Genomic DNA, 12,987 nt, shown 5'->3' with positions numbered 1-12,987 from the left:
CACCCCACTTTCGTGTTTGAAACATGTACTAGTTTATGACTCACCAATTTATAGACACAGCAACACATGATTTACTCGAATTATTAGCAGATATTATAATCGAGCAAGAACAGTACACAAAGAAAATTACAGCGCAAGCACAAAAAAGTTTTCTACGCCTTTATAACATAGGTTGGATTGGCTTTTTAATCTGTTTTATCGTCACACTTTTGCTTGCAACATTAATAAAAGTAGTTTTTCATTATAACTCTACTGATAATATTACTGAAAATAATACTGATAACATTATCAGATTATTGATTACTATTGCACTAGCAATTGTATTAGGAGCTATGATTACATTTATATCTGCTCCAACAGTTATTGGAGTTGGGTCTTTTTTTGAACACTACAAGCAACCGAAGCAAAATTTACTTAATGTAATTAAAGAAGACACTATTTTTTTACAGCCAGAAGATGAGAGATTTATTAAAATTAAAGCGTCGAGTTATCAAACTATAGAGTCGGCGAGTAAATCGCTAAAAATGTCGATAGAAGTAATGCAAAATAGAGAAAAGCTCCTCGATAGCTTTGCGCCAATACTACCTATTGCATTTGTTGTAGTTATATACATCATTTTAGGAGTAGACATCCAAAACTATAAGTCGCCTATAGCTCCAGCAGGTAGCTCAGCAGTTATCTCACTAATAATTATATTTTGGATAAAACGAGAACTTCAAGTTCAAATTATACGCATGAAAAAGTGCTTGTTTATCTTGGAACAGGTACAAGCAATAGCAGCTAAAAGCGAAGTAAATCAAAATAGTGAACAATTAAAAAAAAATAACAAAGCAGCTAGTCTTATGTCAAAACTGAAAGATATTATTATTAATAATGCTCCTGAAGATTTTGCTGCTAACCACGATCTGTATATAAGTGGGGAAAAGCAGATTGAATCAGATATTCATTGATACAGGCTTTATCATCGCACTAGTTAGCCAACGCGACCAATACCATCAGCAAGCTTTAGAATTAGCAGATAGATATGAGAATTTTTCTTTTTTAACAACCGATGCGGTATTATTAGAAGTTGGTAACGCTCTTGTACGTAATTATAAACAACAAGCAATTGAAGTTATTGAAAAATTCTTAGATTCAGATGAAGTAGAGATTATTAGCCTTAGCTCTGAACTATTTGATCGAGCTTTGACGCTATATAAACAGTATCAAGATAAAGAATGGGGTTTAGTTGATTGCGTTTCATTCATAGTTATGCGAGAAAAAGGTGTTAATCAAGCCTTAGCGTTTGACCAGCATTTTATGCAAGCTGGTTTTCAGCTATTAAGCGTATGAAATTTTTATGCTGACATTTGTAAAAATAATATTGGTAAAATCTTATTAAGACTAAAAACACGAGGGTATACGATGGAAACTCTCACACAACAAAAATGTACTGCTTGCAAGAAGGATGCACCACGAGTTACCCCAGAGGAAGAGGCACAACTCAAACCGCAAATTCCCGATTGGCAAATTGTTGAAGTAGAAGGAATACCGCATTTAAACCGTACTTACAAATTTCCCGATTTCCAAACTGCTTTGAAATTTACAAATCGCGTGGGTGAGATTGCTGAAGCAGAAGGACATCACCCCGCACTATTAACCGAGTGGGGTAAAGTTAAAGTCAGTTGGTGGACACATGCAATTTCTGGATTACACAAAAACGACTTTATTATGGCAGCTAAGACTGACGAGATTGCGGCTCAATTAAATTAAATCAAAAATTGATCGCGGTTGTGGTACGGGCGGGTTTGGGCAGATTTTGGTTGGAAAACAGAGATTATTGTAAAACCCGCCCCTACGATGTGCTTTTTGTGTGGGCGGGTTTATGGATCTTGTTGCCCCCCTTTTTAAGGGGGGTTGGGGGGATCTAAACTAAGGCAACCATTCGAGAACGGCTTCTTCCTTAGTATTGGTATTGCGCGATGGTGTTTCGCGGTTGAACTTCATATGAATCGAACGAGTTTGTTCGCCATCAGCAGCCACAGCCATAATTGGGTAGTCGATTAACCCATCTTGGAATGACATTTGGAAGCGGAATGTCCCATCTGGATTGAGTTTAATCGGACGACCACCGATAGTTACTGTTGCATCTGGTTCGGTTGCACCGTAGACGATTAACTCAGCATCGGCAACTAACCAGAACTGACGCGGACGCATGGGAACGGCAGAAGCGGAGAAGCCTACGCCGGACATGCCTACACCAGACATGGTTAAACCAGATACGGTAGGTACTGCCCACATTCCTACGCCAGAGGGGAAGACGTAAGAACTGATTGCTTGTTCTGGAACTTGCTGCATGGAACCGAACAGAGAACCTGCGACTCGCTGCGCTTCTGCACCTTGAGCCATGCCGAAAATTTCATCGTAGATTGGATTGCCAGTAGCGGCTGCACCACCAGCTGCCATTGACATACGCTTAGCAGGGGGAACCAGTTCAAATACAGTCTTACCGCGCAGATCTTCTTCCATGCTGACGGTAACGAAGTGGTCTTCAATCCAATCGCTAGGATAGACGGGGGGAACATGGACGGTAGCGGAACGAGCCAGAACTAGAAAACGACCGTCAACGCAGCGATAACCGATATCTACCACGTAATCGCGATCGCTCACTGGGATCGGTAAATACCATTCCCGCGCTAGTTCGTCGCAAGGGTATTCTTGAATGCTGTGGGGGCTTTGAAATTCGATGTTAATATCTGTCACGTCATAGAGGCGCAGCGCCAACTGTTGTCCGCCTTGGCGACGCAGTTCTTCTTTGTGGTCGTTGGGAATATCCCAGTACGTGTACGACCATTGCGGATCGCGTGGCATCAGCACAATTCGGCTTTCGCCATAGCCTCCGGGTAAATCCGCCAAACCCTCATCCACGTCAGCTAAGGAACCACCAGTCCGGTCTTCTTGTCCCAGTTCAAATTTAGCTGCTTCCACTGTTTCTTGTGCCTCCAGATTACGCGGTTGAGTGCTAGAGAGCTTAGTACGCTCGGCTTGTTGTATTGCTGCCAATAGTTGCGACTTACGCATTCGACTGTAGCGGGAGATGCTATATTCGCTAGCAACTCGACGCAACTGCCGCAGTGTCATGTCGTCTAGAGGTGGGCGTTCTTTCGCCATAAATTTGACCTCCGATTTGTTGAACGGTGCATCGTTTGCTTTTGGGGCAGGAACGAGGCAAGAATTCGGAATTCAGAATTTGGAATTCGGAATTAGTGCAAGAGAAGCTCCCTTCTCCCTTGTCCCCGATCGCAATCCTTGCCTTGCGGCAGACATTATTTTTTTGGGATCGCGGGGATCGCTTTGTTAACTATTTGTAGCAAAAAAACTCTTAGCAAGATCGTTGTTAAAAGACCAATTTCAATCGATCCCACGTAGGTATCGGTTGTTTGGGGATCGTTGTGTCATGGTTTGATGACACAACGTCGAGCGCGATCGCGTACACCCTTAAGTAATATCAAATTTTCATGACATTACGTGGCGATCGCCTCCAATAATCAAGGGCGCACAGCTGTACGCCCCTACAAACGTCATGTACGCAATTGAGTCCCTAATTACCAAACACGTACAACCACAAAGGCAGAACGAGAAGATAGAGAATAGTAGAAAGAATAATACTGCTGGCGATCGTCGTCCGGTCGAGTTCGTACTCTTCAGCAAAAATCAGTCCGGCAAAAGCAGTTGGAACGCCAGACATCAACACCATTGCCAAACGGCGATCGCCCGATAACCCCAATACAAAAGTCGTTGCTACACCCACCAATCCGGGGATAACGATGACTCGCAATACAGCCGGAATTATCCCTTGTTGAAAGCTTTTCCATCCTGGTAATTGAGACAAGCGCATCCCAATTAATAGAAAAGCGCAGGCGATAACAACATCAATCGATCCCTGCAAGCCTGACTCAACGATACGTGGAAGCGCCACATCTTGAGTGAAATAACCAATCGCAAAAGCCCAAAGAATCGGTACGGTTAAAACATCTCTCAGATGAATCCACCAGTGATGGGATCGATCGGAACGACCGAAATAACTAGCAATCAATACACCAAACCCATAAGCACCAACTATGTTATGGGTGATGCTGAAAAACACAATCCAGCTCAAGTACTCTGGATCGATAAAAGTAGGAACGATGCTCAATCCGACAAAACCCGTATTTCCTAGCGCCGCAGCTAGAATAAAACTGCCTTGGTAAGATGGCTTATCCCACGGCTGAGATAAAAAGCCTGAGATGTTGGCATTTGTCGATCGCTCGGCAAACTGCTGTAAGCTAGCTAAACACAAATAAGCGATCGCCACCCCAGTGCCAATCGCCGCTAAAGTAATCCCTGGAGCCAATCCCGCTGGCTCTGAAAAATTGGTTTGACGCGCCAAAGCCAGGATTTCCAAAGGAATTCCCACCCAGTAGAGACCGCGACCCAACCAGTGGGGTAAAGTCTCCGGTACTAGGCGAAGCACGATCAGCCCCAAACTAGTCCACGCGATCAGGGGCAGGTAAGCATGAAATAAAGTTTCTGTCATATTGAGCTATTAGCTATTAGCTGTGAGCCGTTAGCTATTTGAGCAACGTGCGAGTGTAAATAGAGAAGTGAAGCTAAACCCTAACCCCACAAGTTACAATCCTAATCGCTAATTGCCAATTGCTAATCGCTAAAACTGCTATTTCAGCACCTTCATAGTCTGAATTCGCCAATTACCATTTTGGCGCACTAAGTTGTACTGCACGCGCAGCTTTTCATTATAAGAAGCGGCTCGATTCAGACGGTTTCGCTCGTAGATCTGGGCGACTTCCACAACTGTCGCCTCTATTTGGGCGCGATCGCTGTTTTTTGGGTCATTTTTCACGTCATTGACCTGAAGACTGTGCTTGTAGTGCCGGACGCGGCGATTGAGCAGATCGTCTTGAACGCGCTTTTGCCACTGAGATAAAGCTGGTTCGACCAGAATTTGCTTTAATTTATCCGTCGCGTGTTCCGAGCCAAAAGCGGCAGCTTTCGCGGCTAGCCAAGCTTGAACGACTGGAGCAGCTGTGTCCCGATTCAATGGTTTGGGTACTGCTGGCTTTGGCTGCGGTCGAGGAATTGCTACCGGCGGTTGGTTCAACTCTACGACTAGTTGTTCTGAGACGACAGGTGGCTGTTGGGCTATGGGTGGAGTTGCAGTTCTGTGGAATAAGGCGAAGATTTGACTGATGAGAAACCACAAGATAGCTAAACCGAGAGTCCCGCCACCTAACAGGATTGCCAAACGACCGATCTTGAGAGAACCAAAGCCGATCGCACCACTGGAGCGCTCCTTGCCACGATCGTAGCTCCCTCGCCGTGGCGGACGATTTTTTGAATTGCGGCGCTGGCGAGGTGGTGTCGCTTCCACCCCAGAAGTTGCCGTAGCACTTGAGCTTGCCGTCACTGGTGCTGGATTGGACAACACAGCCACAGTTCCTTGAGAGGAGCTGTCATCTCCTCTGCCCCCTAGCTCCCCTGCTCCTCTGCTGCTTGCGGCTGCGATCGCCTGTCGTTGTCCATTGCTAGCTGCTATCCGCTCGTTTCTGTCCGTAGCGCGGTCTGCTGGAGCGACAAACTGGTATTCTGCGATCGCATAGTCGGGCTGGCTTGGTAAAGCTTCTAAGTATTCCTGCACGCCAGGATCGGCAAAATAGTCTTTGAGCGAAGCCGTTCGAGTCGCCAAATCGCGAAAGTGAGGAAAGACTTCTGTTTGTAACCACGTTTCGCTGTACAGACACAAACCAGGTAGAAGATCGGGCGCACCTTGAGAATTTTTGCGGATAACGGCTAGAGGTTCTTCTTCTTGACTGTGTTGAAGGGCTTCAGTTGCTTCTACTGTTTGCCCTAGTAGCAGAGAGCAGATTGCTTGTTCTAGATATAAATCTTGGCGTTTTCCCAACCGCAGCAGCAGGATTTTGGCTTGGTGAATCAATGCGGGCATTCGTGCCGCAAACCCCATGGCAATGGAGGCGTAGACAGCTAAATACGTTGCTACTGCTGAAGGACGCTGGCTTTCTGCTTCAAATAGACTTTGCTGTTCTGCGGCTGTGAGGTAGTCTCGTAGTTGTTGAATAAAGCCGAGAAAATCCTCAATACTCAGACCCGAACCATCATTGCCAGTACCTTCAATCCCTTGGCGATCGCGCAAAATATCCTGTAACAGCTGCAACCCTCGCTGCCTTTCGGCAATGTGAGATTCGGGTTGCGATACCAATTCTAAAATGCGATAGGGGCGCAGTTTCTCTAGGTCGGCAGCAATTTCTGCCGCAGTATCGGGAAATAGCCTTTCTCGTTCTAACAAGCTATACCCCGCTTGCAGAGAAACAGCTGCATTTTCATATCGGTCGTTCTGCCATTGCTCTCGTCCTTGTTGTAGATAAGCAAGAGCCACAGCTAGGACAATATCAGGGCGATCGCTTTGAGCGTCGCTATCTGCTGCAAGATCGCTATTGCTGAGGAAAGACTGACCTAAGTTCAATACCAGTTCGCATTCTCCCGCATCTTGCAGAATTATCAGCGCTCCAATCAGCAGATCGTCGGCAATTTCAATACTGAGGCGATCGGTTTCAGGTTCAAGTTCAAAATTACGGTCGAAATTACGATCGAAACTCTTAGATGGCGCGTTCTCATCTTCATCAAATTCGCCATCCGCAGCACCATTCATCACCCCACTGTTTGCTAATTCATCAGCAGAGGCACGATATTCAGCATCGTAGCGCTGTCGCTGTTGGGGATCGGACAGGACTCGATAGGCGAGAGATATGAGTTGATTGCGAATCTCGATCGCTGTCAAAGAATACTCGCGTTGCGGCAGTTGCGCGGTGCGATCGCGGTAAGCTTGTTGCAACTGTTCCGCACTCATCGGCTGAAAAAAATTGGGTGGTAGTCCCAAAATGCGATAGTAATCTAATGGAACGCGCACAGTTAAGCTCCCCTGCACCGTGAGAAAATAAACAGTTTATTTATATCGAGATGTCAACCGACAGCGTTTTGCCAAGCTATGGAAAAACGTGCCTATATGATAACTTGTGGATTTTAACCTCAAAGTTATTTTATCTACCAGCTTGAAGCATGGATCGTTGAGTCGTTGCGAACTGAAATTTTACTTAATAGAGGAGTGAATAGTAGCTAGTGGCTAGTGGCTGGTGCTAAATTCTTCTGTCTAGTCACCAGCCACCAGTCACTAATCACTGACAACTGATAACTGATAACTGATAACAGGTTATCTTAAAAAATAATTTCATATTAGCGATCGCAAAGGTATTACATAGTAATGGTTCAGGAGCGGACTTTACCCGTTTTTCACGCTGCTACAGCCCAAATCACCAGAGAACAAGGGCTAGTGCTTTACGAGGATATGGTTTTGGGGCGCATGTTTGAAGATAAATGCGCCGAAATGTATTATCGCGGTAAGATGTTTGGCTTCGTTCACCTATATAACGGTCAAGAAGCCGTCTCTTCTGGCGTAGTCAAGGCAATGCGACCGGGAGAAGATTATGTTTGCAGCACTTACCGCGATCACGTCCATGCTCTAAGTGCGGGAGTCCCTGCTAAAGAAGTATTGGCAGAGTTATTCGGTAAGGCTACAGGCTGTAGTAAAGGGCGTGGCGGTTCGATGCATATGTTTTCTGCCGAGCATCGCTTACTTGGTGGCTATGCTTTTGTTGCTGAAGGCATTCCCGTCGCCGCTGGTGCAGCATTTCAGTCTAAGTATCGTCGCGAAGCGCTAGGAGATGCAACTGCCGACCAAGTGACAGCTTGCTTTTTTGGCGATGGAGCCTGCAACAACGGTCAGTTCTACGAAACGCTAAATATGGCGGCTTTGTGGAAATTACCGATTTTATTTGTCGTCGAAAATAATAAGTGGGCGATCGGGATGGCGCACGAACGGGCAACTTCCCAGCCAGAAATTTATAAAAAAGCCAGCGTGTTTGGCATGGAGGGAGTGGAAGTAGACGGAATGGACGTGCTAGCAGTCCACGCCGTAGCTAGAGAGGCAGTAGCCCGCGCCCGTGCCGGAGAAGGACCAACTCTCATTGAAGCCCTCACCTATCGTTTTCGAGGTCACTCTCTCGCCGATCCTGACGAACTGCGTACCAAGACAGAAAAAGAGTTTTGGTTTGCTCGCGATCCAATCACGAGATTAGCAGCTTATTTAGTCGAGCAAAACCTCGTCCAGCAAGAAGAACTCAAGGCGATCGATCGCAAAATTCAGCAGACGATTGACGAAGCCGTACAATTTGCAGAAAGTAGTCCAGAACCCGATCCCAGCGAACTGTATCGCTTCATTTTTGCGGAAGACGAGTAATTAATCATTGGTCATTGGTCATTCGTCATGGGCTGTTACAAATGACAAATGACTATTGACAAATGACAGCAAAAAGCGAGGACAAAATTAGGTGTTTGAAGTTTCACAGCAAAAACAACAATACCAGACCTACTTTCTGACGGATGCATCTACTGATTCTCTGTTGGAAGTCGTGCCAGAACGAGGGGGAATTATTACCCGCTGGCGCGTTCGGGGAGAAGAAATTCTTTACTTGGACGCGGAACGGTTTGCTCGTCCTGAAATGAGCATACGAGGTGGAATTCCCATTTTGTTTCCGATCTGCGGGAACTTACCGGATAATACCTACACGTATCAAGGACAGCAATACACGCTTAAGCAACATGGTTTTGCTCGCGATCTACCTTGGGAAGCGATCGACTCTGAGGCTAAAAGCGATAGTGCTAGCCTCACGCTCGTTCTCAATAGTAACGAGCAAACTCGCACGGTTTACCCGTTCGACTTCCAAGTAGAGTTTACCTATGAGTTTAAAGGTAACTGGCTGGGCATCTGGCAGCGGTTTGTCAATCACTCATCCGCTCCCATGCCATTTTCGACCGGGCTACACCCTTATTTCCAAGTCTCTGACAAAATGAATTTGAAATTTGAGATTCCAGCAACTCAGTTTCAAAATCAAATTACGAAGGAAATGCACGCCTTCAGCGGAAATTTTGATTTCGAGCAAGAAGAACTCGATTTAGCCTTCCGACCACTCTCAAACCAAAAGGCGAGTGTCAGCGACAATTCTCAGCGTTTACAACTGACATGGAGCAGTAATTATTACGGTACGCTAGTTTTCTGGACAATTAAGGGCAAGGACTACTATTGTTTGGAGCCTTGGACGGCTCCCCGCAATGCTTTAAATACGGGAACCGATCTGATTTATATCGAACCTGGTGGTGAAGTCCAAACTTGGGTCAATCTGGATATAACTTCTACTTAAGCTCGCTCCATGCAAAGTTTTCAATATCTTATCTAAACTTCTGAGTTAATTTTTGGGGTACTTGTGTTACTCTAGAAAGAGTGTCAGCTACGGGATGTAGCGCAGCTTGGTAGCGCGCCTGCTTTGGGAGCAGGATGTCGCAGGTTCAAATCCTGTCATCCCGATTTAAATTTGTAGGTATAGTGGTGAGATCTTTCGCAAGGTTGTCATTGGTCATTGGTTGACAGTTAACAGTTGACAGTTGACGGTAAACGTGCGCTGCTACACTGCGTGAAGACAGTTGTTTTTCTCCCTCTGCTCCTCTGTCCTTCTCCCCCTCTGCCCCTCTGCTCCCTACTCCCTACTCCCTGCTCCCTGCTCCCTACTCCCTTCTATTAACAAATCTATTTAATTCTTAAAATATTCCAAAAAGGTGAACAACGAGTGGGGTTATACCGTCAGCAAGAGTTGGTGGCGATCGCATTGGTTGGATCAACCCTCTTGCCAAGACACTGCTACTATAACTACAACTAGTTGGGTGGGTATTTTTACCACCACTGGAAGAAACACAATCTGGTCATTGATGTCAGGAATACTCATGAAATCAGTTATAAAATCGATGATTCGCTGGAGTGCAACGTTAGGAGTGGTGGGAAGTACCATTATTGGTACGACGACAATGGGCGCTCTAGAGGTCTTGGCTTTGCCAGAACAACAAATCTTGCAAAAGCTTGGACCTGTGCCAATGTTTACAATCACGGATAATAAGGGCGCACCACTGGTAGCTTCCGTACCAGATCAAAAAGATAAATCGGGAGTAGCTGGAGTCTTTATCAATCGCCAAGACGCACAGGCTTTTATCGATCGCCTGAAGCAGAAAAATCCAGAGTTAGCGAAAAATGTCAGAGTTGTGCCTGTCTCTCTAGCAGAAGTTTATAAGCTAGAGCAAACAAATAAGAAAAAGCCTAATTCTCCCAACTTTGCCTTTGTCCCAGGACAGCAGCAGGTTGACGCTGCTAAAACATTACTACAGCAAAGCGGTCAAAAGCCGGAGCAATTTAAGGGAACGCCATTATTTGTCGCTAAAGCTGGCAAGGAAAAAGGCTACCTGACAATTAAACAAGCCGATCAGCAAGTCATTCCTTTCTTTTTCAATAAAACTGAATTACAGACGATGCTGGAACGCTTCAAGAAACAGAAACCCGATCTAGCTTCGACAATTGAAATCCAAGTTGTCAATTTGGAGGGAGTCTTGCAAGCAATGCAAACTCGCAACGACCAGGGTTTAAGTCAAATTGTTTTGGTTCCTCCTAAAGAATCGATTGACTTCGTGCGATCGCTCCAACCAGCAGCACCCAACCAACCAGCTAAAAAGCCTTAATTCCGAACCACTCGAAATGAATACATCTGGTCTAGAACTGTGGCAATGGCGACAGCAGGCTGCAATAGATGCGATCGCAACTGATGTCTCGCCTACAGAACTAGACTGGTTGCTGCAAGAAATCGCAGGGTTAGATTCTCTTTCCCTGCGATTGGAGTTATATAAGCACCAACCGCAAATTCAGTTGAAGTTACCTTTAGCCCAGTTGGATCGCTTGTGGCAGAAGCGGTTGCAAGAACGCTTACCAGTACAATATATTGCCCGGACTACACCCTGGCGGGATTTCAAGCTAGCAGTTTCTCCCGCTGTTTTAATTCCGCGACCGGAAACAGAAATTTTAATCGATCTGGCAGTTGAAGCGGTTAACAAAAGTTCTGTGACTGGATTAGAACGGGGAGATTGGGTCGATTTGGGTACGGGTAGCGGCGCGATCGCGATTGGGTTAGCTGCTGTTTTTCCGGCGGCTAAAGTTCATGCTGTCGATCGCAGTTCCTCGGCTTTGGTAATTGCCCAAAGTAACGCTCAAAATTTAGGTTATGGCGATCGGCTAAAGTTCTATTTAGGGAATTGGTGGGAGCCGTTAGCATTTCTCCAAGGTCAAGTTTGTGGGATGGTGTCAAACCCGCCTTATATTCCTAGTTCTCTCGTTCCTCAACTACAACCAGAAGTAGCCAATCACGAACCGCATTCAGCTTTGGATGGTGGTGCAGATGGTTTGGATTGCATTCGTCATTTGGTTGCCACTGCGCCAAATTATTTGCGATCGGGTGGTATTTGGTTAATTGAAATGATGGCGGGACAGGCTGCAACTGTAAGCGAGTTGTTACAGCAGCAGGGAAGTTATATTAATATTCAAATTTATGCAGATTTGGCTGGAATAGAACGTTTTGCTTTGGCTTATAGGCGGTGATGGATTTTGTGGATCACGCATTAGCCGAAGGCGTTAGCGATAGCGAAGGCGAAGCCGTTAGCGAAGCGTTAGGCGCAAAGACGCAAAGCGTTGTTGCAGAGCGGACGCAAAGTGTAATTTGAGTATAGGGGCGATTAGAAATCGCTGAGACAGGAGTGCTTAAGTTTGATTATAAAAGTCAACCAAGAAACACACATCGAATAAGTTTTCTGTTGCATTTGGCACTAAGACAAATCAGTCAGTGCAATTACCGAAATTTAACCAAGAGAAATTTTTATTCAAATAATGACCCATCTAGCTAAATAAGCAAATGTCAAATTGTTCCCCATCATTTTATTAGAAATTTGTGAAGAGCAGTCTAAAAAAGGCTTACAGATGACCGCAATATTTTAATATATCAAAAAAATATAATTACTCGCCAAAAGTACCGTAATTCTACTACTGGTAAGTCTGCGATCGCAACTCGATAAGTGTTACTTTGAATGAAATCCTCTGCTTCATAGGCTTTCAAGCATATATGCAATTTATTTTAGACGAGCTAATACAGGTATTTTATTGATGTATTCTACTTGAATAGCTTGGTTTTCGGCTGATTTTATGCTTTATGTTCTTCCAAGTCTATAACTGCAATCTGCTCTGAGAAATTACCTACTCAATAAATCAGTAAATTTTCGCTTGAATGCATACTAGAGCGAGAATACTTTAGGTTTAGCTTAGCTTTTAAAGCTACTGTAAAGTAACCGATCTGGGTCTGTCAAAACTTAGATTTGTATGAGGTGTAATGATTCACAACTTATCCAACTCATTACACTTCTCTATTGCATAACTGCACTGAAATAGAGTGTTTTTATCTACTTAAAAAGCTACTTGAATTAAACGCTCTGCCCCTAACCACAATTTCTCTAAGCAAAGCTGTTGAGGGCGAAAGCAAGTACAAATCTGCGTGACTTGTCCCACACTCGCACAATTCTAGTTGCGTTGAGTGATGCATGGGGCTGGCAGTCGCTTGTCAACTTATCAGGGTACAAGATGAATTTACACCAAAAGATCCAACACGCTCAAAAATCGCTATTGCGATCGCTAAAGCCTAAAACAATTGCCTCTATTTTTGTTGCCTCGGCTCTCCTCTACACTCTACCAGCACGGGCGCTAACGAGTTACTTAGGGATTAATAACGGCACTGGTTACAACACCGAGCCAGAATATGTCGATCGCTCCATCCAGCACACAAAGGACTTAAATTTAGAAGTCGCCCGTATGGGTATGGATGGTGTTGGCGGTTTTACAGAGGGCGCTGGTTTCAATTGGTCAGCCAGAGATGCAGCAATCGATCGCTACCTCAACGCCGGACTCAAAATTCATTTGGTACTAAGTAGTAGGGCATAATTAAACGTAAGATAGAGAAAAGC

Annotated in this window: 12 protein-coding genes and 1 tRNA gene; 10 read left to right on the top strand and 3 right to left on the bottom strand. The window is 45.1% G+C overall.

Annotated elements, in window-relative coordinates; genetic code table 11:
* Positions 1-35 precede the first annotated feature (35 nt).
* The 3 genes from N4J56_RS04475 to N4J56_RS04465 all read left to right on the top strand — a co-directional run bounded on the left by N4J56_RS04475 (position 36) and on the right by N4J56_RS04465 (position 1,752).
* Positions 36-950, top strand: coding sequence for a hypothetical protein (locus tag N4J56_RS04475; protein ID WP_317105350.1), 915 nt, complete (start codon positions 36-38; stop codon positions 948-950).
* The gene (locus N4J56_RS04470) at positions 931-1,332 is read left to right on the top strand and encodes a type II toxin-antitoxin system VapC family toxin (RefSeq protein WP_317105349.1); all 402 of its coding nucleotides are present in this window, start codon (positions 931-933) and stop codon (positions 1,330-1,332) included. The genes N4J56_RS04475 and N4J56_RS04470 overlap by 20 nt, the downstream gene beginning before the upstream one ends.
* Positions 1,333-1,404: 72 nt before the next feature.
* Positions 1,405-1,752 (top strand): 4a-hydroxytetrahydrobiopterin dehydratase, encoded by a 348-nt coding sequence (locus N4J56_RS04465; protein ID WP_317105348.1) that lies wholly within the window; start codon positions 1,405-1,407, stop codon positions 1,750-1,752.
* 159 nt (positions 1,753-1,911) lie between these two features.
* Here the strand turns inward: N4J56_RS04465 and N4J56_RS04460 are convergent, their stop codons facing one another.
* Positions 1,912-3,150, bottom strand: coding sequence for a DUF4912 domain-containing protein (locus N4J56_RS04460; RefSeq protein WP_317105347.1), 1,239 nt, complete (start codon positions 3,148-3,150; stop codon positions 1,912-1,914).
* 4 nt (positions 3,151-3,154) lie between these two features.
* Here N4J56_RS04460 and N4J56_RS04455 point away from each other — a divergent pair, with 4 nt between their 5' ends.
* A complete protein-coding gene (locus tag N4J56_RS04455; protein ID WP_317105346.1) occupies positions 3,155-3,340 on the top strand; it encodes a hypothetical protein in 186 nt (61 codons plus the stop codon).
* 240 nt (positions 3,341-3,580) lie between these two features.
* Here N4J56_RS04455 and N4J56_RS04450 read toward each other — a convergent pair whose 3' ends face one another.
* Positions 3,581-4,555: an AEC family transporter gene (locus N4J56_RS04450; protein ID WP_317105345.1), complete on the bottom strand. Its 975-nt coding sequence runs from the start codon at positions 4,553-4,555 to the stop codon at positions 3,581-3,583.
* A gap of 138 nt (positions 4,556-4,693) precedes the next feature.
* On the bottom strand, positions 4,694-6,961 hold the full coding sequence (locus tag N4J56_RS04445) for an IMS domain-containing protein (RefSeq protein ID WP_317105344.1): 2,268 nt from the start codon (positions 6,959-6,961) through the stop codon (positions 4,694-4,696).
* A 351-nt stretch (positions 6,962-7,312) separates the two neighbouring features.
* Between N4J56_RS04445 and pdhA the strand changes: the two genes are divergently transcribed.
* The 6 genes from pdhA (at position 7,313) to N4J56_RS04415 (ending at position 12,964) form a co-directional block, all read left to right on the top strand.
* Positions 7,313-8,347, top strand: a complete 1,035-nt coding sequence (pdhA, locus tag N4J56_RS04440) for a pyruvate dehydrogenase (acetyl-transferring) E1 component subunit alpha (RefSeq protein ID WP_317105343.1) — start codon at positions 7,313-7,315, stop codon at positions 8,345-8,347.
* Positions 8,348-8,438: 91 nt separating this feature from the next.
* A complete protein-coding gene (locus tag N4J56_RS04435) occupies positions 8,439-9,308 on the top strand; it encodes an aldose epimerase (protein WP_317105342.1) in 870 nt (289 codons plus the stop codon).
* Positions 9,309-9,398: 90 nt separating this feature from the next.
* Positions 9,399-9,472: transfer RNA gene (locus N4J56_RS04430), tRNA-Pro, on the top strand.
* Positions 9,473-9,885: 413 nt separating this feature from the next.
* Positions 9,886-10,668: a Tic22 family protein gene (locus N4J56_RS04425; protein WP_410500418.1), complete on the top strand. Its 783-nt coding sequence runs from the start codon at positions 9,886-9,888 to the stop codon at positions 10,666-10,668.
* A gap of 16 nt (positions 10,669-10,684) precedes the next feature.
* The gene (gene prmC / locus N4J56_RS04420) at positions 10,685-11,578 is read left to right on the top strand and encodes a peptide chain release factor N(5)-glutamine methyltransferase (protein WP_317105340.1); all 894 of its coding nucleotides are present in this window, start codon (positions 10,685-10,687) and stop codon (positions 11,576-11,578) included.
* A 978-nt stretch (positions 11,579-12,556) separates the two neighbouring features.
* A complete protein-coding gene (locus tag N4J56_RS04415; protein ID WP_317105339.1) occupies positions 12,557-12,964 on the top strand; it encodes a hypothetical protein in 408 nt (135 codons plus the stop codon).
* The last annotated feature ends 23 nt before the right edge of the window (positions 12,965-12,987 follow it).

This window comes from Chroococcidiopsis sp. SAG 2025, from assembly GCF_032860985.1.
GTDB lineage: Bacteria > Cyanobacteriota > Cyanobacteriia > Cyanobacteriales > Chroococcidiopsidaceae > Chroococcidiopsis.
The sequence above is the reverse complement of the archived record's forward strand: the minus strand, read 5'-3'. Positions and strand labels throughout refer to the sequence as shown.

Bases quoted from the DNA above. Each gene is read 5' to 3' on its own strand.
- N4J56_RS04450 (WP_317105345.1), bottom strand. From the start codon at position 4,555: ATGACAGAAACTTTATTTCATGCTTACCTGCCCCTGATCGCGTGGACT.
- N4J56_RS04425 (WP_410500418.1), top strand. From the start codon at position 9,886: ATGAAATCAGTTATAAAATCGATGATTCGCTGGAGTGCAACGTTAGGA.
- N4J56_RS04465 (WP_317105348.1), top strand. From the start codon at position 1,405: ATGGAAACTCTCACACAACAAAAATGTACTGCTTGCAAGAAGGATGCA.
- pdhA (WP_317105343.1), top strand. From the start codon at position 7,313: ATGGTTCAGGAGCGGACTTTACCCGTTTTTCACGCTGCTACAGCCCAA.
- prmC (WP_317105340.1), top strand. From the start codon at position 10,685: ATGAATACATCTGGTCTAGAACTGTGGCAATGGCGACAGCAGGCTGCA.
- N4J56_RS04460 (WP_317105347.1), bottom strand. From the start codon at position 3,150: ATGGCGAAAGAACGCCCACCTCTAGACGACATGACACTGCGGCAGTTG.
- N4J56_RS04475 (WP_317105350.1), top strand. From the start codon at position 36: ATGACTCACCAATTTATAGACACAGCAACACATGATTTACTCGAATTA.